A 20,258-nucleotide genomic window follows, 5' to 3' on the forward strand; every position below is an offset into this window, starting at 1 on the left:
GAGGAAAACTATGTCTTCCTCCTCTTTTCCTTATTTCTCATGCAGAAAACACGCAAATCCATCTCAAAACGCTTCAAGAAGACAGGCACCGGTAAGCTCCTGCGTCGTACGCCAGGGCACCGTCACCTTCTTCGTAAGAAAAGTGTCAAGCAACGCCGCCGCGCAGGTAGCAGCAAATTGGTCGCAGCTGGCCAACGCGCTGATCTCATTCGCGGTATGCCTTTCGCATAAGCGGAAGTCGCGACACGTCTATATAACGAAACGTTTTAACAATTATAACTCACGCTAGTCGGGTAACATGAAAATGGGCGACCCGACAGCGACCTAAACGAGAGATACTACAACATGCCTAGAGCCACCAATGGTCCCGCGACGCTTGCTCGTCGCAAAAAAGTTCTGAAAAAAGCCAGAGGCTATTTCGGAAATAAATCACGTCTTTTCCGCTACGCTAAAGACGCCGTCGATCGCGCCGAAGTTTACGCTTACCGCGACCGCCGCAAAAAGAAGACAGAGTTCCGTCAACTCTGGATCGTTCGTATCAACGCGATTTGCCGTAACAATGGCATCAACTACAGCCGTTTCATGAATGGTCTGAAGAAAGCTAATATCGAGATGGACCGCAAGCAGCTCTCTGAGCTCGCGATTCACGATGAAGCAGCTTTCTTGAGCTTGATCGCAAAGGCTAAAGAAGCCCTCGCTGCTTAGTCGATTCGCACTTAGTTACTAATTATTTTCAAAAGGCCGATTCCCACTAGGGAATCGGCCTTTTTTATGTGGTTCGGAGCACGCCACGTTTGAATTCTATTATGCAATGGTCCCGCGATTGCCTACCCTTTGTATGCGTATGCGGGCGTGCCTTTGATGCCCAGTCCGTCGATGACGAATACTTTACCAGCGTCGGGTTCGTCGTAGCCGGCTTTGATCCCTGTGGTGACAAATAGACGGTCCAAGTTCTCGCCACCAAAGGCGCAGGCGGTGGTCTCTATACAGGGCAGGTCTACGCGTTGTAATTCTTTGTCGCGTATCGGATCGAAGCGCACCACACAGCCGCCGTGGCAAAATGCGATCCAGAGCTGACCTTCGGCATCGATAGTCATTCCATCGGGGGAGCTGGCGTAACCATGAGCTGCCGTGTCGATGGCGACTCGGGCATTGGAAAGAGCTCCGCTGTCTCGGTCGTAATCGTAGGCACGTACTTGTTGTGTGGGCGTATCGATGTAATACATGGTCTTCGCGTCAGCGCTCCAACAGATGCCGTTGGAATTAGTCACATCGGAAACTTTGAGTGAGAGGGAACCGTCGCTGTCCAGGCAGTAGAGATTTGCGCTGCCAGTTTCTCTGACCATGCTGATTGTGCCTGCCCAGAAGCGACCTGCCGGGTCACACTTGCCGTCGTTGAACCGATTTTTCCCGCGCAGTTCGGCTTCGGGATCGGCTAGCTGAGTTTTTTGCTGAGTCTCTAGGTTGAAGCGGATGTAGCCAGTGTCACCCGCGTAGATAACTTCGTTTTTTTTGTCAGTTGGCACGACGGTGCCGATACGTTCGCCTATTTCCCAAATGGTTTCTTCGCCATTTGTTGGGTCGAGGCGTACTAGTTTTTTACCATTGATGTCGACGTAGAGGAGTTGGGATCCCCACCAGATCGGGCCCTCGCCCCACGTGGATACAATATTACCTATAGTTTGGATGCTTGGCGTAGTCATGGTTGTTTGATGATTGATTCGTTTGTTCGGGTCAATCAGTAGCTATAAAAATGATCCGCTGTGGTGTCTATTCGGGGAGATAGTCTTCAGGATGCGGTGAGGGGCGGCCTTGGCACTTGTGTCACTTTGCATTTATTTAAGCCGCTTTATGATGCTTCGCTAAGTACGCGTTCTATTTCTTGCAGTAGATTGTTTGGATAGAGGGGCTTGCTGATGTAACCGTTCATGCCCACTTTTATGCAATTTTCTTTTACGTGTTGAGATACGTCCGCGGTGACGGCAATGATGGGGGTTGAACTGTTGGGCGTTTCGCGGCGGATTATTTCGGTGGCTTCGAGTCCGTTGAGGACAGGCATTGCGAGGTCCATCATGATTAAATCATAGCTCTCGCTGTTGCAGAGCTCGACTGCGTATTCTCCGTTTTTAGCTGAGTCAGTGGTGGCCCCAGCTCGTTCGAGTAGGGTTTTTAAAATGAGTAGATTGTCTTGTTTGTCGTCTACGATTAACACGTGACACGCTTTACTGAGTTTACCAAAGTCGCGGTTTTGGCCGTTCTGATTGGGGCGGGGGAATGGGATCTTTTCTGCGACAACTTTCAAGGGGAGCTCGACAGTAAAGCAGCTGCCTTGTTGTACTTGCTTTCGACGTGAATACTGCCGTTGAGTAGTTTGACTAACTTTTGGCAGATTGCCAAGCCGAGACCAGCGCCTTCGTGCTTACGTGTATAGGAACTATCGGCCTGACTGAAAGGTTTGAAGATGTGTTGTAGCACCTCTTCATCGATGCCGATCCCGGTGTCTTTGATTTGGAAGATAAAGCGGTCGGTCGCCTGTGGGCATCGTGAGATGCTAAGGGTGATTGAGCCTTTGCGGGTATATTTGCATGCATTATTGAGCAAATTGTCGAGTATGCGCTGCAGCATCGTTAAGTCAGTCTCTACCAGGAGTTGCTCCTCGATCGCGATGCCTGTGGCGCCATTCTGGAGCTGTAAATCCAGACCGTGGGCGACAAATTTGGCATCGGCGAGCGCTGCCTGACACAGTTCGTAAATGCTGAAAGCTTCTGGACTCGCCTGGACGCTTCCCCGGTCGATACGCATGAAGTCTAAAATGTCGTCGATGAGTTGTAGCTGTCGGTTACCTGCACTGTGGATTGTTCTGAGCTGGCTGTTTTCCGGGTCTTGCGTGATGCTCTCGAGTAGTAGCTCGCTGAAGCCAATAATCGGATTGAGCGGTGTGCGCATCTCGTGGCTCATCACCGCTAGAAACTCGTCCTTTGCATGACTGGCTGCTTCGGCGTCATCTTTGGCGCGTATGAGAGCTTTTTCGGCTTCGCGTCTGCTTGTGATATCTACGTAAGTTCCGAGCACTCCGATGATTTGACCGTCGGAATCCTTTAGTGGAATCTTTGATGTTTCGACCCAAGTTTCTTCACCATTTCGGGTTTGTGGTTCTTGGTAGAGCAGTTTGGCTTGGCCGCTCTCCATCACTTCCCGGTCGTCCATTCGGAAGAGGTTGGCTTGGTGTGCGCCCCAGCTTGCTGCGAAGTCGTCTTTACCTATGAGCTCCTCGGCGCTTGCCATTCCAGCGTCTTCGGCAAATTGCTGATTACACCCCATGTAGATGCTGTCGCGGTTTTTCCAGAATACGCGGGCGGGTATATTGTTCACCACGTTATGCAAGATCTCCTTGGATTCTTTCAGGGCGAGTGCATTTTCTATACGTTCGGTGACATCCATGTGGGTGCCGCTCATGTGGATTGGGCTGCCATTCTTGTCGCGTGCGACGATGGAGCCTCTTGCATGTATCCAGCGCCATTTGCCGTCTTTATGCAATTGGCGAAATTCGGCATCATAGTAATCGGTTTTGCCTTTCAAGTGATCGTTGAGAGCTTTTTCGCAAAATGGCAGGTCGTCGGGGTGTCCTGTTTTGGTCCAAGTGGCTGTGTCTATCGGGCCGAGCTCAGCCAGAGTGTACCCGATGATCTCTACCCAGCGGCTGTTGACGATGGATTCGCCTGTTCGGATGTTCCAGTCCCATGTGCCCGCGTTGGTTCCTTTTAAGATATTACGATTGCGTGTTTGCTCGGCTTCCATTGCTGAGCGGATCGCATACTCGTCGCTCACATCGCGGAAGACGAGGACGACGCCCTGAATCTTGTTTTGTGCGTCTCGAATGGGAGCCGCACTGTCTGCTATTTGACGGACTGTGCCATCTTTGGCGATCAGTGAGGTGTGATTGGCGAGTTCAACTACCGCGCCTGATTCGAGAACTTTTTGGACTGGGTTTTCGACTCTTTCGCCTGTGTTTGCTTTAAAGATATTAAATATGCTAGCCAGCGGTTTGCCGGATGCCTCGCTGAGCGACCAGCCAGTCATTTTCTCCGCGACAGGGTTCATCTGAGAAATGAACCCTGTCGCATCCGTGGATATTATGGCGTCTCCAATAGAATTGAGCGTAATACGTAAGTTCTCTCGCTGCAGTTCGGTGGCCTGGAGTGTTTTGTCTTTACTGCGTTTGACCCAGTAATAGGTAAGGCATGCAAACAGTAGTGCCGTGCTGACTAGATTTCCGATATGAAAAAACTGACTCATCCCACCGTGTTCTGTGTGGTGGATTTTTTCCATGATCAGATATTCCATGAAGGCCGACCCGATCATGCAGATTACTGCGAAAAGTGTCAGTGCTATTAGCAGGCGCTTTTCGTTCTGTTTCATCCGTAGAGCTTAATCATATTGTGGCGTGCTGATTTTGAGGCCTCAATTGTATGAACTTGGAAACCCTCAACGGTCTAAAGTTGCCAACCTTATTCAGTGACGACAATTCTATTTAACAGAAATGAGCTTAGCGATGTCTGAACGAGATCGTCTACCATATTTTATGACTTATGAGCTGGGGGGGATAAGTCACTTGGGCTCTAGTTCAAAGCCGTCTTTGCTGTCTTTGACCACCCAGCCTTGTGCAAGCAGGGTGTCGCGCAGCTCGTCGGCCTGGCCCCAGTCTTTGGCTTGTTTGGCATCCCAGCGGGCCTGCGCGAGAGCGATGATCGCCTCTGGTGCGTCGATTTTCTGAACTTCGACTGTGAACAGTTCCAGGCCGAGCGCGTAGAGCAGACTGCCGAAGGCACGTAATAAAGCGCGGGCGCCCTCGGCGTCGAGGGAGGCGGCCGGGTTGGAGCCGATAACGCCGAAGATGGCGCCGAGGCAGGCTGCGGTATTTAAGTTGTTGCGCAGTGCATCCCATGCCTTGGCCAGGCGGCCAAAGTCCTCGGGTGCGTCGACTGTTACGTATTGGGCGTTGAAGTCGTCTGTCGTCTCGCCGGTTTTGGCCAGCAAGGCTTCTGCAAAGCGTTCGAGTCGTGTCAGTGCGCTTTGCGAGGCATGCAAGCCGTCGAAGGTGAAGTTGAGTTGTTGGCGGTAGCTGCCGGCAATCAGTGTGTAACGCACAATCATCGGGCTGAAGCCTTTCTCGCGCAGGTCGTCGAGCGTGTAGAGATTTCCCAGGCTCTTGGACATCTTGGCCCCTTCCACCATGAGGTGGGCGCTGTGGAACCAGTGGGTGCAGAAGTCGTGTCCGTGCGCGCATTCGGACTGTGCGATCTCGTTTTCGTGGTGGGGGAAGCAGAGATCGATACCGCCGCCATGTAGGTCGATCGTTTCGCCGTCGAAGGCGCTGTCGACCATGGCTGAGCACTCCAGGTGCCATCCGGGGCGGCCTTCGCCCCAGGGGCTGGTCCAATAGTTTTCGCCGTCTTCAGGTTTGCGGGATTTCCAGAGGGCAAAGTCGGTGACTGATTCGCGGTCGTATTCGTCCGCATCGTTGAGTTCCCCCGCGGAGTTTTCAGTCTGCGTCTTGAGCTCACGCTGCTTCAGGCGCGAGAGGCGACCATAGTCCTCAAAGGAACCGACGCGGAAATAGACGGAGCCGTCTTCGGTGGCGTAGGCGTGGCCTTTTTCGATTAGTTTTTCGACCAGTGCAATTTGATGGGGGATATGGGCCACTGCACTCGGCTCGATGCTGGGGGGCAGCATGTTGAGCGCCTCGCAGTCGGCGTGGAACTTGTCGGTCCAATGCGCGGTGAATTCGACCAGGCTCTTACCTTCTTCCTGAGAGCGACGGATTGTTTTATCATCGAGGTCGGTGATGTTGCGCACATGTTTGACGGGTGTGCCATCGACTTCGAGTACGCGACGCAGGGTGTCCTGAATGAGAAATGTGCGGAAATTTCCAATGTGGGCAGGGCCATATACCGTAGGGCCACAGCAATAAAAGCGCAGTGTATCGCCGCTCGCGGGAGCGAGCTTTTGCACAGATCGACTGAGAGTATCGTAGAGTTCGACAGACATTCTGCCATCAATGGCAGAGTGAAAGCGAAAGTGAAGGTGAAAGTGTGCGAGACCTTAGTAGTTTTCTCTGGCTGTGCCGTATTTGCTGTGAGGATGCTTTGAACTGAAGTTCTCGGACATTTTACACTTTCACTCTCACTCGGACTCTTCACTCTATGCGGCATGTCTGACAGTTATAAACTTGAATTGACCCGTCGTCCCCGCCGTATGCGCCGGACGGCTTCGTTGCGTGCTTTGGCATGCGAGACAGAGGTCTTACCTCAGCATTTGATTCAGCCGGTTTTTGTGCTGGAAGGAGATGTGGCTCCTGAGCCCATCGGCTCGATGCCTGGAATTTCGCGCCTTTCGATTAAAGATCTGGTCGCCGAGTGCCGTGAGTTGCACGCGCTAGGTATTTCAGGGGTGGCACTTTTTCCCAAGCTCGATGACAGCTTGAAGTCGGACGATGGGCGCGAAGCTTTGAATCCGAATACGCTCGTGCTGCGGGCGATCCGTGCGATTAAAGCAGCGGTGCCGGAGATTACGGTGATCACTGACCTCGCGCTCGATCCTTACACCGTGCATGGACACGATGGCCTTTGGGATGCAGCCGCGCAGGATTTGGCTAACGACGCTACGGTCGAAGTGCTGGCTGAAATGGCTGTTTTGGCTGCAGAGGCTGGTGTCGATATGGTGGCACCGTCGGATATGATGGACGGGCGTGTGGGGGCGATACGTGTGGCGCTTGATGACAACGGATACGATAAAACTGCAATTATGGCCTATTCGGCTAAGTTTGCCTCGGCATTTTATGGTCCTTTCCGCGATGCGGTGGGCAGCGCGAGCAGTGCTGGCACACATCATCTGGACAAGCGCACTTATCAGCTAAATCCGGCGAATCGGCGCGAGGCATTGGTCGAAGTTGCACTGGACGAGGAAGAGGGCGCGGATGTGCTGATGGTGAAGCCGGCGGGTCCATACCTCGACATCATTCGTGAAGTGCGTGAAGCGACCGAGTTGCCATTGGCAGCGTATCAAGTGTCGGGTGAGTATGCGCAAATTATGGCTGCGGCGGAAAGAGGCTGGCTCGATTTGGAACGCTGCCGTGATGAGTCGTTATTGGCGATTCGTCGAGCCGGTGCAGATATGATTTTGACGTATTTTGCGAAGGCCTATGCGCAAGCTGCGTTGACATAGGCGGGGCTCCATTACTGAGTGTGCTGAGCGGCTAGGCCCTGAAAAATTCCACCAGCCGCTCGGCTGTCAGCTTGCCGATGCCCTCGACTTGCGTGAGTTGGTCGACTTCGGCGGCGCGTAGCTTTTCCAGCGATCCGAAGTGTTGGAGGAGTTGTTGCTTACGTTGGCTGCCCAGGCCCTTAAAGTCGTCGAGAATGGATTCACGCAGCCGCTTGCTGCGCAGCTCGGCGTTGAAGCTGTTGGCGAAGTGGTGTGCCTCGTCGCGAATGTGTTGCAAGAGCCGCAGTGCAGGGTCGTGGTGGGGTATGTTCAGTGGTTCACGACCGTCGCTGAAGATGACGGTTTCGTTGCGCTTGGCCAGACCGATGAGTTCAGGTGGCTCCAGTCCTTGACTTAGGAATGCTTTGAGTGCTGCGGTGACTTGTCCCGCTCCACCGTCGATCACGATGAGATCCGGGAAGGCTTTGCCCTCGTCGTGTAGGCGGCGGTAGCGGCGGCCCACGACCTCTTCCATCGCGCGAAAGTCGTCGTTGCCTACAAAACTTTTGATTTTAAATCGGCGGTAGTTCTTGCGGTCGGGATGTCCGTCTTTGAAGGCCACCATGGACGCCACACAGAAGCTCCCTGAAATATGAGAGATGTCGAAGCACTCCATGCGGCTGGGCTCCCGGGCGATTCCAAGCTTGGCTTGGAGGCGCTTGACGACTTGGCTGTGATTGTGAGTGCCGACTAAGTTGCGCTCAAACTTGCGCGTGCGGTCGGTGGTGCGCTCCAGCGCCTCGATGCGATCACGCAGAGCGGCAGCTTCTTCGTAGCGCCGTGCTTCGGCGGCGGCCATCATTTCAGCCTTGAGCTCGGCCAGCCATTGACGGGCTTTGCCGTCGAGGAATTCACACGCGGCTTCCATGCGTTCGGCGTATTCCTCTGTGGTGATTTCGTTGGCGTGCTCATAGATCTCGGCGCGTGCATCGTCGTAGAGTCGCCAGCGGCCGTCGGCTAGCTGGATGGGCGAGGCGTCGCTGAGTAGTATGCCAAAACGGCGTCGCAACTCCGCGAGCGTCTTACGCAGATGGGACGAATGCGCGAAGGGGCCGTAGTAGCGAGAATTGCTATCGGTTCGGTTACGGGTGAGCCGGAAGCGGGGGAGGTTTTCGCGCGGATCGATGCGCACCAGTAGGAAGCGCTTATCGTCAGTAAAATCAGTGTTGTAGCGCGGTTTGTATTTTTTGATCAGTTGCCCTTCTAACAGCAGGGCCTCCGCTTCGGATTTTACAATGATGATCTCGAAGTCATGAATTAGGTCGAGCATCGCTCTGACCTTGGGCTGTGCCACCATCATCTTACGTGAGGCTTGGAAGTAGGTGCTGACCCTTTTTTTAAGTCCTTGGCCTTGCCCACGTAGATGATTTGCCCGATGCGATCCTTCATCTGGTAGACGCCTGGTTTGTGTGGTAGGCGGCGGACTTTTTCTTTTAATTGGGCTTTGGATCCTTCAGACATAGGAGGAATGATAGATTGCGGTTGCAGTTCAGAGCAAGCTGCGCTCATTGCTAAACCATACTATGTCTAAAATGCCTATTGTCGAAGTAATCAACTTCGGAGACGAACTACTTGTCGGAATCCGGGAAAACTCGCACCTCACCTACTTAGGTGAGCAGCTTGCGCGCTATGGGCTACCCATCCATCGCAGCCGTGTGATTACAGATGAGGCGAGCGAGATCAAGCGGGCCTTCCTCGATGCTTGGCAGCATTCGGATATCGTGATCACTACTGGCGGGCTGGGGCCTACTGCCGATGATATGACGCGTGAGAATATTGCTGAAGCGTTGGGTGCGAAATTGGTGTTCGATGCCGAGATCGAAGCTTTGATATTGGCACGTTTCAAGGTGCTCGGGCGCCGCATGGCTGCCCACCATTTGAAGCAGTGTTACCGCTTTGCTGAGGGGGAAGTGCTGCATAATGAACGCGGAACTGCGCCAGGTTTGGCCTATCGCAGTGAGGGAAAGATTCTGATCATGTTGCCCGGGCCGACTCATGAGTTGACCCCGATGTTTGAGAAGCAGGCCGTTCCAATGCTGCAAGCGATGGGGGTGCTCAGTAATGAGGAAGCGTATGTGCAGCTGCGTACTTGCGGTTCCGGGGAGTCCACGGTGGAAGAGACCATGCAGCCGATCGTGAAGGCACACCCGGAGCTGACTGTCGCTTATTGTGTGCATTATGGTATTGTGGATGTGCGATTGAGCCCGCGTGAGGGGCGTATGTGTATGGATCAACTGAAGGCGATCGCGCATGAAGCACGTGTCCTGTTGGGGGAGGATTTTGTCTGTTTCGGCCACTGTTCGCTGGCAACGGTGGTGTTTCACGAGTTGCGTGCGTTGGATCGCACTTTAGCGATCGCAGAGTCTTGCACGGGAGGGATGCTGTGCGATGCGTTTACCAATCTATCCGGTGCCTCCAAGGTTTTCGTTGGTGGCGTGGTGTGTTATTGTAATGATGTTAAAGTCTCACAGGTCGGTGTGCCAGAATCGATTCTCGAACAGCATGGAGCTGTCAGCCCCGAGTGCGCAGTTGCTATGGCCTCGGGGATCGCGGAGCGTCTCTCATCCGATTACGGCCTAAGTGTGACTGGATTTGCCGGGCCTGATGGTGGTAACGAGCAAAATCCTGTCGGCACCATCCACCTCGGCTACCATTCACCGGTCGGGGTGTGGTGTAAAACTGTGCGCTATACGGGGGGGCGTTTGGATGTTAAAGCTCGTGCGGTGCATGCAGCATTGGATTGGATGCGCCGGAAATTGCGTAAATATAAGGTCGAAGAGTTTCTCTGCTGTGGCGAACGTGATTAGTCGTTGCGTCGCCAAGACGAAGTTCGGATTCAATTTCGCTCTGTTGCGCTTACGTCTTGCGCTCTTTCCGGTGGCTTCTAAGAGTGAGCATTCACATGCCAACTAAGCCATTTACATTTATCTGCGGAGACGACGATTACCTGGTTTCAGAGAAGGGTAAGTCGTGGTTTAATGAGCAGGCCAAAGATTTAATGGATGATCTCTCCAAAGAGATCGTGGATGGGCGTGCGTCGAATGTTTCCGAAGTCGAAGCTGCGATTAATCGTTTTAGCAGTGCGGCGCAGACGCTTTCGCTCTTTGGGGAGCGCAAGGTTGTGTGGCTCAAAGACGTCAATTTTCTCGCAGATAGTCCGACGGGACGGGCGCAGGGTACTCTGGATCTTTTGGACAATTTGAAAGAGGTGCTGGAAGGGCTGGATGCCAAGAGTGTGGGGGTGTTGATCACGGCTCAACCTGTCGATAAGCGGCGTAGCTTCTTTAAGTGGTGCCAGAAGAATTCTGATTTTACGGCGCTTGCCGGGGGGAAAGATTCGGCGCAAACGTGTGCGGCTCTTATTAGTGAGGAGTGCGAAAAGTCTGGAAACACGATGACTCGTGCTGCGATTGATTTATTAATCGGCAAGGTCAACGGGAACACGCGCTTGATTGTCGAGGAGACGCGAAAGTTGCTGACATTTGCCGGGGCCGGGGGCGATCCGATTGACGAGCGCTTGGTGACGGATTTGGTGCCCAATTTTGGGGATGCCGATTTCTTTGAGGCGGCCGATGCATTTTACTCGCTCAAACTGTCGTGGACCTTGGAGGCGCTTCGACGACACTTCTTCACTGTCAGTGAATCTCGTCCATTATTGGGTAGCTTGCAGTCTCGTAATCGCCTATTGATTCAACTCCGTGTATTGTTGGATGCTGGGGCGATTCGACTGGGGGGGCGGGGCATTTCTAAGAATGATCTCGAAGCTGCAGCCCAAACCTATGGGCATCATTTTGGTGCGAGCGAGGAGAAGAGTAATCTGAATGTGTTCTCCCAGAACCCATGGTACCTGGGGCGTTTGGCAGAGACCGCATCAAAGGTGCCGTTGAAGAAGCTAATCGATTTTCAAATTGCATTTACCGAGGCGTTTGAGGCCATCATTGAGCGCCCCAATGAACAAGAAGAGGTCTGCCGGGAATTGGCGGTTCGTTGTTTGAGTTAGGGCCCTGAGGGCTATTGCCTATAAGGCTTGCTGTTGGGCATTTTGCTTAGCAATATCGTTATCACGAATGAGTTCTCAGTGGTTGCAGTCAAAGGCGAATCGGAAGGCAGGATACTTTTACCTGTTTGGTGGTATTTCGGGACTGTGGGTGTATGCGCTGCAGCTGTTGGCTTTGGTTGTTGGCATATTATTCTACGATGGGCCATCTGCGCTTAGTTTATTGCTCTTGCCGTTGGTGCTGGGCTTGGCTGTCCTTGCAGGCTTGCTTTTTCAAATGGCAGGGGTCATCGCCTCAAGTGTTCTTCTATTACTCGTAAGCGGCTACGGGTTCTGTATGGAAATGGGGGTATTTGCCTCCTTGTCGGGCTTAGCAGGGATACTTTTTTTGGGCGGATTTAATGTATTGGTCGCTGTGTTTTCTTTGGGGGCGGCACTTGCCGTCGGTCTTCGTCAGCGAACAGTCGAGGTTTCGGCCCAGCGCCAGAATCTGCTGTATAAGATATTTGATGCATTGCCAATTGGCATTTGGGTGCGTGCGCGCGACGGACGGAGTTTATTTGTCAACGAGCGATGGGCAGAGTTTTCGCCATTGACGACTAAACAAATTTTTAACTCTAGCAGTAAAGAGCCGCCAGTTGATCTCGGGGATGATTGGAATCGGTCTGTGGAAGAGGTCTTGGCCTCCGACGATTCGGCAGTGAGATATCAATCCATAGAACTCACCGATCATCGTGGACAAAAGTTAAGTATGACTTTGTTGACTTTGCGGATGATGGTCGATCAGGAGGATGACTTTGGCACGCTTTCGCTGATGATCGATGAAACCGCCTTGCGCCTTTACGAAGAGAAGATCCGGCAAAGTGAGGCGAATTTGCATCTAGCTTTGAATAATGCCCGCATGGGCTTCTGGGATGAAAATTTGGAAACCAAGCAGGTGAATTGCGATGAAAACTGGTATCGCTTGCTCGGGGCGGAACAAGTCCCAGGAGAATCGCCGCTAAAGCTCTGGGAAGAGCGCTTACACCCGGATGATCGCGCTCACGTCAGTGAATTATATCATGATTATTATCATCATGGTTCAGGCTCATTGCGGGTTGATTATAGAATTCGGAATGATAAACAGCACTATGTCTGGATGCAGGACAGTGTTCGAGTTACCGAATATGATGTGGATGGTTCGCCGCGGCGAGTCATGGGCACCATGCAAGATATCACGGATCAAAAGCAGGCAGAGCTTGAACTGAAGCAAGCAAAGGAGCGTGCCGAGACGGGGAATCGGGCGAAGAGTCAATTCATCGCGACGATTTCGCATGAGATTCGTACACCTTTGAATGCGATTATTGGCCTTTCCAGCTTACTCACAGAAGGCGGGCTCGAAGACGAACAGTTGGATTTGGCTCAGACGATTCATACCAGCGGTAAGGGCTTGCTGTTACTGGTGAATGATATTTTGGACTTTTCAAAAATTGAAGCAGGCCGACTCGACTTGGAGGTGCAGGAGTTCCCCTTGGTTCTTTGTTTTGAAGACTGTGTGAAGTTATTTAAGGGGCGTGCTGCTGAGAAGAATGTAGAAATCACACTCACACTTTCCGATCAGCTCACGGAGTTTGCTGCCGGAGATATGGAGCGCTTGCGGCAGATCGTGCAAAATTTATTGTCAAATGCGCTGAAGTTTACAGATGCGGGAGAAGTCAATGTTTCGGTTCGTCCGGTCAATTTGTCTGAGCTTGATGAAGCTTATCGCCCCGATCCTCTCGAGCCGATAGGTTATTTAGATCAGCCAGATCATGATTATTTGGAAGTTCGGGTCCAAGATACTGGGATCGGTATCCCGCAGGATCGGCAGCATGTTTTGTTTGAGGCATTCAGCCAAGTGGATGCATCCACGACGCGTAAATACGGGGGCACAGGATTAGGCCTGGTTATTTGTAAACGACTCGTCGATGCGATGGGCGGGCGTATCTGGGTCGAAAGCGAAGCGGGCAAAGGGGCGACTTTCGCATTTATCGTTCGCTCTAAGTTAATCGGCGAAAACTATCCGCTTGAAGGACTGACTCGATCACCTTTCGATCCCGTAGAGCGTATCGCCGCGTCGCATCCCTGTGATATCCTCGTGGTCGGGCCTGAAGACGACACGCGCGCTCTGATCGTTTCCTGCCGTCGGCTTGGTTATACGCCACATTCTACTGAGGATTATGATTTAAGTGGATCGTCGTATCGACGTCGCCATTACAATATTATGTTTATCTGGATGGGAGATGAACTGAAGTCGCTTGAAGTCGCTCGTAAGATTTCGTCCACCACTCTGATCTCGAAACCTGAGTCCATCATCGGCTGTGCGCCACAGAATCAAAAAGTATCTAAAGATCGCTGCCGCCTCAGTGGGATGCACGACGTCGTGCAATGCCAGCTGAGGCCGCAGGTGATCAGTGATGTTATTTTGAAGGCTTTGGGTGCGCGCGATTGAAGGCGCTGACCAATGCGTGTAAGCCAGCTAGCTCGATATTTGCATTGATACCACAGCCGAAGCTGACCGTACCATCGTCGTTTTTAATCTGTATATAGGCCGCCGCTTTGGTCTTTGATCCGCCGCCAATCGAATGCTGACGGTAGTCGAGCAGTTTGAAGTCCTTCCAACCCTTGATCTGTAGAGCGTTTACAAAAGCACTGATTGGGCCATTACCTGTGCCAGCGACCAACATGGTTTCTCCTTCGATACAGATTTCTGCTTCCACTTTCACTTCCCCGGTTTTTGCAAAATCCTCGCGTTCGATAGAAAGTAATTCCAATGGAGCACTGAGGTTCACATACTTCTGCATGAAGACCTCGTGAACTTCCTGTGGGGAAAGCTCACGGCTGCCTTGGTCGGCCCGACTATTAATAGTCAAGCCCACGTCGGGGTGCATTGCTTTCGGGAGTTCCAAGCCAAAATCTCGTTCCAAAATATAAGCGACACCACCTTTGCCACTTTGACTGTTGATGCGGATGATTGCTTCGTAATCGCGTCCAATGTCCTCCGGGTCGATCGCCAAGTAGGGGACTTCCCAGCGGATGCCGTCTGTGTCAGTCACCGAGCGCAAGTCCATGCCTTTCTTAATCGCATCTTGGTGTGAACCAGAGAATGCTGTGAAGACGAGGTCGCCGGCATAAGGGTGGCGGTCGTGCACCGTCATGCGAGTGATGCGTTCATAGACGGAGCGGATGTGCTCCAATTGGCTGAAATCGAGCAATGGATCGACACCTTGTGTGTAAAGATTCAGAGCCACAGTAACAATGTCCAGGTTCCCCGTGCGCTCGCCGTTGCCAAACAGCGTGCCTTCGACGCGGTCGGCGCCAGCCAATAAGCCCAATTCGGTTGCTGCGACACCTGTGCCGCGGTCGTTATGCGTATGCAAACTGATGTAGGCCTTGTTGCGCTCTTTTAAATGTCGACAGAACCACTCGATTTGGTCCGCATGTACATTTGGCGTGGCCACTTCCACAGTCGCTGGTAAATTCAGGATGATCTTGTCACGCTCGGTGGGTTGCCATTCTGCCATAACAGCTTCGCAGACTTCCAAAGCGTAATCAACCTCGGTGTCCGAGAAACTCTCGGGAGAATATTGAAAACGGATTTTCGTATCAGGAATCGTTTGAATCAAGCTCTTAACCAAGCGTGTGCCTTCGATGGCGATCGCTTTAATTTCCTCTTTCGATTTATTAAAAGTGATGCGCCGTTGTACTGGCGAAGTTGAGTTATACAAGTGTACGATTGCCTTTGAGACTCCCTGAAGACTCTCGAAGGTTCGGCGAATCAAGTGTTCGCGGGCTTGGACCAATACTTGCAGGGTCACATCTTCAGGAATACGATTTTCGTCCACTAAGCGACGAATGAAGTTGAACTCTGTGTCGCTGGCAGAAGGAAAGCCGACTTCAATTTCTTTAAAGCCGATACCGACTAAAAGCTCAAACATTTCCAGTTTCTCGTCCACATTCATCGGAGTGGCGAGAGCTTGGTTGCCGTCACGCAGATCCACGCTCGCCCAGATCGGCGCGTGGGTAATCGTTCTACTCGGCCATTGACGGTCGGGCAAATCGATTTGTTGAAAAGGGGTGTATTTGGTGATCTTGCCAGTTTGCATGAGGATCCTTGGTAAATGAATACGAATTAAAATGCAGTTTTTCAGAAAAACGGAAGCGCATATCTTGAACGCTTGCCAGATAGGAACTCAAAGTTCCAAGAATTATTTAAGACGGGCATCATGCCCGCAGACGAGTTTTCTAATCCCCCTAGGGGAGTAGCTTCAGGAGCCAGAATCTTTTAATCGTCTTATGCATTTAGTTTGCATCGTCTATCGGCAGTCTGTGGCTGTCAAGTGTTGCTTCCCCATTTATTATTAGGGACAGGCACGAAAAAAATTTACAGGATAGTTGGTTTGTGTTTTTGTTGTTGAATGAGACAGCGGCGCGTTAAGGCGAAATCTAATTGTGATGCGATTTATCACTGCATGACTCGGACGGTCAATGGGGAGAGGCTTTTTAAATCACGTGATAAGGAGGTGCTGCGTAAGATGATTTGGCAGATCGCTGATTTTTCGGGAGTGGAAGTGCTGACTTACTGTGTGATGTCTAACCACTTCCATGTGCTGGTGCGTGTTCCATGCGCGAAAGCGGTGAGTGACCAGGAGTTGATGCGCCGTTTTCGTCTGCTCTACCCGAAGCCTACGAAGTATCAGGAGGCTTCGGCTAAGGTTCTGGAATCTAAGTTGCAGGCGGGCGGTGAGGAGGCTGTGGCGATTCGTGAACGTTTGCTGGTTCGTATGTATGATGTGTCTGAATTTATGAAGACACTGAAACAGCGTTTTTGTGTGTGGTACAATAAATCACATGAACGCTTTGGCACACTTTGGGCGGAGCGTTTTAAATCTGTGCTGGTCGAGGGAAAGGGGAATCCTTTGCAAACAATGGCCGCGTATATTGACTTGAATCCGGTGCGGGCTGGCTTGGTGGAGGATCCGAAGGATTACCGTTTTTGTGGCTACGCGGAAGCGGTGGCGAGGGTGCCTATGGCGGTTCTGGGGCTGCGGGCTGTGTGGGTGGATGTTGTGGCCGGCGCTGGAGCGGAGGATGTGCTCCGGGCACATCGGATGTTGCTATTTGGGAAGGGCGCTTGTCCTGGGAATCAGCCGGGACATGTGATTTCCCGTGAGGAAGCGGCGCATGTGATGGAGGCGGAGGAAGGAGCGTTGCCTACCTCGATTGCTCTGCGCTGTCGGGTTCGTTATTTTACGGATGGGGCGATTTTAGGTTCTGCTGAGTTTATTCGTACTTATGTGGATGCTTGGCAGTTGGAGCGTGGACGTAAGCATCCGCCTAAAGTCAACCCGGTGCGTGGGGGGCAATGGGGAGACTTGGCGGTCATTCAAGCTCTGCGAAGACAGGTCTTTGGCTAAGGCCAGAGGTCAGAAGACAGAAGACAGAGGCCAGAAGACAGAGGTCAGAAGACAGAGGTCAGAAGACAGAGGTCAGAAGACAGAGGTCAGAAGACAGAGGTCAGAAGACAGAGGTCAGAAGACAGAGGTCAGAAGACAGAGGTCAGAAGACAGAGGTCAGAAGACAGAGGACGGAGGACAGAGGTCAGCTCTGAATATCAATATGTTATAGTACTTCCTGTCTCGCCAAAATGGCGCATGTCGTGGTTTTTATAACGAACTGATTAACAGTGACTGGCTTCTGTTTTCTGAGCCCTGACTTCTGAATTAAGGATTTAGGTTTATTCGCGGCCGAAGAGAATGGCTTGCATGTGTTGGGCGATTTTAGGGTTTTCATAAATCGCCTGGATCATGTTGCTGTAGGTTTTGGTGAATGTTTTATCTTTCGCGAGTTCACCGAAGATTGACTTGAGTTTGAGGAAGGCGAGGGGGTCTCGGGCGGTAGCGGTGGCTGCTTTGTGGAGTTCGGATTTCATCTCATCGACGATGTCGAGTGGGACGCCATGCTCGTTAATACCTTTGTCACTGTAATAGCACCAGGCGGCAATGACTAAGGTGGCATATTCGATGCTGCCGCCGCTAGCGAGATTTTCCCGGATGGTCGCAATCAGGAATTTTGGTAATTTTGAGGAGCTTTCGAGGCAAATTCGGGCGAGGTTATCTTTGATGTTGGGATTGCCGAAACGTTCGATGAGGCAGTCTTTATAATCGTCGAGATGGATGCCTTCGACGGGCTCCAATACGGGGGTGACCTCAAAGTCCATAAAGCGGCGTAGATAGGTGGCGAAGAGTGTATCTGCGACGCATCCATCGATAGTCTGATGGCCGTGGAGTGAGCCGAGTATGCCAAGCACGGAATGTCCTGCATTTAATAGGCGGATTTTCATCGTCTCGTAAGGGGTGACGTCGGGGACGAATTGGGCGCCGACGTCTTCCCAAGCGGGACGACCATTGCTGAAGCTGTCTTCGATGACCCATTGGATGAAGGGTTCGCAGGTGACGGGCCATTCATCTTTTAAGCCTAGTTCTGTATCTAAGTATTGAATGTCGGCTGGGGTGGTCACGGGGGTGATGCGGTCGACCATGGCATTGGGGAAGCGCACTTCGCGTTCGATCCATGTGGCTAGTTCGGCATCTTGTTTGTGAGCGAATGCTAGTAAGACTTTACGAGCCATGTTGCCGTTGTGCTGGATGTTGTCGCAGGATTGAATCGTGAATGCGGGGAGTCCGGCCGCGCGACGTAACTTGAGGGCTGCAGTTAGAAAGCCGAAGACTGTTTGTGGTTGATCGGGGTTTAGTATGTCGTGTTTGACGCCGGGGTTCTTGCAGTCAAATTCTCCGGTGGCTGCGTTGAAGTTATAGCCACCTTCGGTGATGGTCAGAGAAACGATTTTTGTGTCGGCATGGGCCATTCGCTGGATGACGGCTGTTGGATCGTCGCAGCCTAGCATGAAGTCTACAATGGAGCCGATCACCCTGTTCTCAATTTTGCCATCAGGATGTTTGACGATGAGTGTGTAGAGGTAGTCTTGTTTGGCTAGGATATCTCCGATCTTACGATCGGCATCTCTTAGGCCGACTCCGCAGATGCCCCATTCGGAGCTGTCTGTTTCATTCATTAAGCGATCCGTGTAGTAGGCTTGGTGTGAGCGGTGAAAACCGCCTACGCCGATGTGGATAATGCCTGCTTTGACTTGGCTGCGATCATAGCGTGGGCAGTCTAATTTTTCGGTAAATAGGGGGAGGTTTTTTTGATTGAGAGCAATGGATTCTTTCATGGGATTTATGGATTGAGGTTTTATTTGAGCAGAGCTTTTTTGCGGCGTAATGCCCAGTAGGCGGCGCCGAAGTAAATGATGGTGCAGAGGAATGCGTAGCGGTAAAAGAGTTCTCGATTGAAGTCATAGGCCTCGAGATCGGGGCTGCGGAACATGGTGGATAGGGCGAGCAGGAGCGTGATGGCCAAGCTGGTGCGAGATAGAAAGTGTAGAGTTTTGGTGAAGCGGGAGGTGTCTGTAATTGGTTGTGGTGCGTCGGCGGCCTGTTGGTCTTGGTAGGCGCTTATTACTTTACTACGTTCGGCATCGGCAGCGACTTGTTCAGGATATTTTTCTGCGGCTCCGTATTTCTTCGCTAAAATTGTGTATAGGATTGCGGTGAAAAACCAGGTGGGGATGAATAGGTAATAAAAGGACATGATATCCAAGGCATTGAGCCCAAATCCGAATATCAGGCCCGCAATCCAAGATGTGACAGCTGGGGTGCTATGTGTCAATTTACGATAGGTTAGCCAGTAGCGGGTGAAGCCGATGCGTGGGAAGATTACGTGTTCGGTAAACACGATGGAGCCGACGGGCACCACTAGTAGGCCTGCGTAGGTCAATAAAGGGAGCATTTTGGTAAATACGAAGGGGAAGCAGGCGACGATTACGGTGACGATACCCACAGCTAATGTCGTTTTTTTACGTGAATGTTTGTGAAAGATTGCCTGCGCGGCCAGCCCTGCGCGATAGAGGTTGGCGTTGGCGGTGGTCCAACCGGCCACGATCACGATGACGAAGCCAGACATACCGAGTGCGTGGTAGGCGACATCGCCGGGGTCAAGTGATGCGATGGAAGATTTTACCATGACGGCAGTGCCTGCGCCCATGATTCCTGCAGAGATCCAGGCGATGTAGTGCCCGAAGAGCATGCCAGAACTGGTGCATAGTCCGTAAATGCTTTTCTTGGCATAGCGCAATAAGGCCATGTCAATGAGGCCGATATGCGTAATGGTATTGGCTGCCCAGGCGAAACCGATGACCTCGACTAGTCCGATTCCAGGTTCTCCAAAGACATTGACTCCTGTCCAGATGGATTGGTCGCCGATTGTTATGAAATCGCTCCAGCTCTGGAGCATGGTATAGCCCAGAACTGACTCGGTGAGACTGGGCATCATGACCAGCGCGCCGCTGGCAAACATGACAAAGAGCCATGGCCCGCACAGTCCTGAAAATTCGGAGACCGCGTTGAAGCCATACATGGCCACGAAGACCACGATGATTCCGACCGCGAGGACAATTGTGACAAAGGCGGCGCTATTGGGATACCAGTTGAGCTGTGCAGGAATGTTGAATAGGAATCGGACCGCGGTCGAGGAGACTGTGATCATGGCGGCCGAGATGACTGTAAATATGATTACGTTCGCCCAGTTATACAGTTTTGTCATCGAGTCGCCCGCGATCTTATGGAGATAAGTATAGAGGCTCAGGCGAGTTTGCACCGCGATTGGTGTGGTGATGAGCGTCCAGCTGAGGATGGCCAGGATGTTTCCGATCAACAGGCCTAGCAGGATATCCATGGTTTTTGCGCCGAGTGCGACAAAGGTGGCGCCGATCACAAACTCAGTTGCAGCGACGTGTTCACCGGCGTAGAGGCCTAGAAAATGCTTCCACCCGTGTAGTTTGTTTTCGGGAATGGGGAGCTGTTCTGCACTGACATTGGCCAGTGCATTGTTGGGAGTGTTTTGACTCATTGGGGTATCT

The 20,258-nt window shown here is 52.1% G+C and carries 16 protein-coding genes; 7 read left to right on the top strand and 9 right to left on the bottom strand.

Features of this window, described 5'->3' with window-relative positions; genetic code table 11:
- Positions 1-39: 39 nt before the first annotated feature.
- Positions 40-231, top strand: a complete 192-nt coding sequence (gene rpmI / locus SH580_RS15655) for a 50S ribosomal protein L35 (RefSeq protein WP_319831773.1) — start codon at positions 40-42, stop codon at positions 229-231.
- Positions 232-345: 114 nt separating this feature from the next.
- On the top strand, positions 346-705 hold the full coding sequence (gene rplT / locus SH580_RS15660) for a 50S ribosomal protein L20 (protein WP_319831774.1): 360 nt from the start codon (positions 346-348) through the stop codon (positions 703-705).
- A gap of 122 nt (positions 706-827) precedes the next feature.
- Here the strand turns inward: rplT and SH580_RS15665 are convergent, their stop codons facing one another.
- From SH580_RS15665 to cysS, 4 genes are all read right to left on the bottom strand, one after another.
- Positions 828-1,703: an SMP-30/gluconolactonase/LRE family protein gene (locus tag SH580_RS15665; protein ID WP_319831775.1), complete on the bottom strand. Its 876-nt coding sequence runs from the start codon at positions 1,701-1,703 to the stop codon at positions 828-830.
- A 146-nt stretch (positions 1,704-1,849) separates the two neighbouring features.
- Positions 1,850-2,302 (bottom strand): response regulator, encoded by a 453-nt coding sequence (locus SH580_RS15670; protein WP_319831776.1) that lies wholly within the window; start codon positions 2,300-2,302, stop codon positions 1,850-1,852.
- Positions 2,299-4,419, bottom strand: coding sequence for a PAS domain-containing sensor histidine kinase (locus tag SH580_RS15675; protein ID WP_319831777.1), 2,121 nt, complete (start codon positions 4,417-4,419; stop codon positions 2,299-2,301). The genes SH580_RS15670 and SH580_RS15675 overlap by 4 nt, the downstream gene beginning before the upstream one ends.
- 189 nt (positions 4,420-4,608) lie before the next feature.
- On the bottom strand, positions 4,609-6,048 hold the full coding sequence (gene cysS, locus SH580_RS15680) for a cysteine--tRNA ligase (protein WP_319831778.1): 1,440 nt from the start codon (positions 6,046-6,048) through the stop codon (positions 4,609-4,611).
- A 162-nt stretch (positions 6,049-6,210) separates the two neighbouring features.
- Between cysS and hemB the strand changes: the two genes are divergently transcribed.
- Positions 6,211-7,224 carry a porphobilinogen synthase gene (gene hemB / locus SH580_RS15685; protein WP_319831779.1) on the top strand — a complete coding sequence of 338 codons (1,014 nt, stop codon included), beginning with the start codon at positions 6,211-6,213 and terminating at the stop codon, positions 7,222-7,224.
- A 31-nt stretch (positions 7,225-7,255) separates the two neighbouring features.
- On the opposite strand, the gene SH580_RS15690 is transcribed toward hemB, so the two are convergent.
- Together SH580_RS15690 and SH580_RS15695 are read right to left on the bottom strand one after the other, a co-directional pair.
- Positions 7,256-8,563 (bottom strand): helix-hairpin-helix domain-containing protein, encoded by a 1,308-nt coding sequence (locus tag SH580_RS15690; protein WP_319831780.1) that lies wholly within the window; start codon positions 8,561-8,563, stop codon positions 7,256-7,258.
- Positions 8,560-8,724 carry a hypothetical protein gene (locus SH580_RS15695; RefSeq protein WP_319831781.1) on the bottom strand — a complete coding sequence of 55 codons (165 nt, stop codon included), beginning with the start codon at positions 8,722-8,724 and terminating at the stop codon, positions 8,560-8,562. Before SH580_RS15695 ends, SH580_RS15690 begins: the two co-directional genes overlap by 4 nt.
- A 62-nt stretch (positions 8,725-8,786) precedes the next feature.
- On the opposite strand from SH580_RS15695, the gene SH580_RS15700 reads away from it, so the two are divergent.
- From SH580_RS15700 to SH580_RS15710, 3 genes are all read left to right on the top strand, one after another.
- On the top strand, positions 8,787-10,070 hold the full coding sequence (locus SH580_RS15700) for a CinA family nicotinamide mononucleotide deamidase-related protein (RefSeq protein WP_319831782.1): 1,284 nt from the start codon (positions 8,787-8,789) through the stop codon (positions 10,068-10,070).
- Positions 10,071-10,165: 95 nt separating this feature from the next.
- The gene (gene holA / locus SH580_RS15705; protein ID WP_319831783.1) at positions 10,166-11,263 is read left to right on the top strand and encodes a DNA polymerase III subunit delta; all 1,098 of its coding nucleotides are present in this window, start codon (positions 10,166-10,168) and stop codon (positions 11,261-11,263) included.
- Between the two features lie 67 nt (positions 11,264-11,330).
- On the top strand, positions 11,331-13,730 hold the full coding sequence (locus SH580_RS15710; protein ID WP_319831784.1) for a PAS domain-containing sensor histidine kinase: 2,400 nt from the start codon (positions 11,331-11,333) through the stop codon (positions 13,728-13,730).
- Here SH580_RS15710 and leuA read toward each other — a convergent pair.
- Positions 13,699-15,384, bottom strand: coding sequence for a 2-isopropylmalate synthase (gene leuA, locus SH580_RS15715; RefSeq protein ID WP_319831785.1), 1,686 nt, complete (start codon positions 15,382-15,384; stop codon positions 13,699-13,701). The two genes, SH580_RS15710 and leuA, sit on opposite strands and share 32 nt — an antisense overlap.
- Before the next feature lie 312 nt (positions 15,385-15,696).
- Here leuA and SH580_RS15720 point away from each other — a divergent pair, with 312 nt between their 5' ends.
- A complete protein-coding gene (locus SH580_RS15720) occupies positions 15,697-16,695 on the top strand; it encodes a transposase (RefSeq protein WP_345786200.1) in 999 nt (332 codons plus the stop codon).
- A 320-nt stretch (positions 16,696-17,015) separates the two neighbouring features.
- On the opposite strand, the gene SH580_RS15725 is transcribed toward SH580_RS15720, so the two are convergent.
- Both SH580_RS15725 and SH580_RS15730 read right to left on the bottom strand, forming a co-directional pair.
- Positions 17,016-18,512: a mannitol dehydrogenase family protein gene (locus tag SH580_RS15725; RefSeq protein WP_319831787.1), complete on the bottom strand. Its 1,497-nt coding sequence runs from the start codon at positions 18,510-18,512 to the stop codon at positions 17,016-17,018.
- Positions 18,513-18,532: 20 nt separating this feature from the next.
- The gene (locus SH580_RS15730) at positions 18,533-20,248 is read right to left on the bottom strand and encodes a purine-cytosine permease family protein (RefSeq protein WP_319831788.1); all 1,716 of its coding nucleotides are present in this window, start codon (positions 20,246-20,248) and stop codon (positions 18,533-18,535) included.
- Positions 20,249-20,258 lie beyond the last annotated feature (10 nt).

Source organism: Coraliomargarita algicola, from assembly GCF_033878955.1.
In the GTDB taxonomy this organism is placed as follows: domain Bacteria; phylum Verrucomicrobiota; class Verrucomicrobiia; order Opitutales; family Coraliomargaritaceae; genus Thalassobacterium; species Thalassobacterium algicola.

Coding starts and splice junctions, on each gene's coding strand:
- SH580_RS15725 (WP_319831787.1), bottom strand. CDS start 18,512: ATGAAAGAATCCATTGCTCTCAATCAAAAAAACCTCCCCCTATTTACC.
- SH580_RS15720 (WP_345786200.1), top strand. CDS start 15,697: ATGAGACAGCGGCGCGTTAAGGCGAAATCTAATTGTGATGCGATTTAT.
- SH580_RS15675 (WP_319831777.1), bottom strand. CDS start 4,419: ATGAAACAGAACGAAAAGCGCCTGCTAATAGCACTGACACTTTTCGCA.
- holA (WP_319831783.1), top strand. CDS start 10,166: ATGCCAACTAAGCCATTTACATTTATCTGCGGAGACGACGATTACCTG.
- leuA (WP_319831785.1), bottom strand. CDS start 15,384: ATGCAAACTGGCAAGATCACCAAATACACCCCTTTTCAACAAATCGAT.
- rpmI (WP_319831773.1), top strand. CDS start 40: ATGCAGAAAACACGCAAATCCATCTCAAAACGCTTCAAGAAGACAGGC.
- SH580_RS15710 (WP_319831784.1), top strand. CDS start 11,331: ATGAGTTCTCAGTGGTTGCAGTCAAAGGCGAATCGGAAGGCAGGATAC.
- SH580_RS15665 (WP_319831775.1), bottom strand. CDS start 1,703: ATGACTACGCCAAGCATCCAAACTATAGGTAATATTGTATCCACGTGG.
- SH580_RS15700 (WP_319831782.1), top strand. CDS start 8,787: ATGTCTAAAATGCCTATTGTCGAAGTAATCAACTTCGGAGACGAACTA.
- hemB (WP_319831779.1), top strand. CDS start 6,211: ATGTCTGACAGTTATAAACTTGAATTGACCCGTCGTCCCCGCCGTATG.
- rplT (WP_319831774.1), top strand. CDS start 346: ATGCCTAGAGCCACCAATGGTCCCGCGACGCTTGCTCGTCGCAAAAAA.
- SH580_RS15730 (WP_319831788.1), bottom strand. CDS start 20,248: ATGAGTCAAAACACTCCCAACAATGCACTGGCCAATGTCAGTGCAGAA.
- SH580_RS15690 (WP_319831780.1), bottom strand. CDS start 8,563: ATGATGGTGGCACAGCCCAAGGTCAGAGCGATGCTCGACCTAATTCAT.
- SH580_RS15695 (WP_319831781.1), bottom strand. CDS start 8,724: ATGTCTGAAGGATCCAAAGCCCAATTAAAAGAAAAAGTCCGCCGCCTA.
- cysS (WP_319831778.1), bottom strand. CDS start 6,048: ATGTCTGTCGAACTCTACGATACTCTCAGTCGATCTGTGCAAAAGCTC.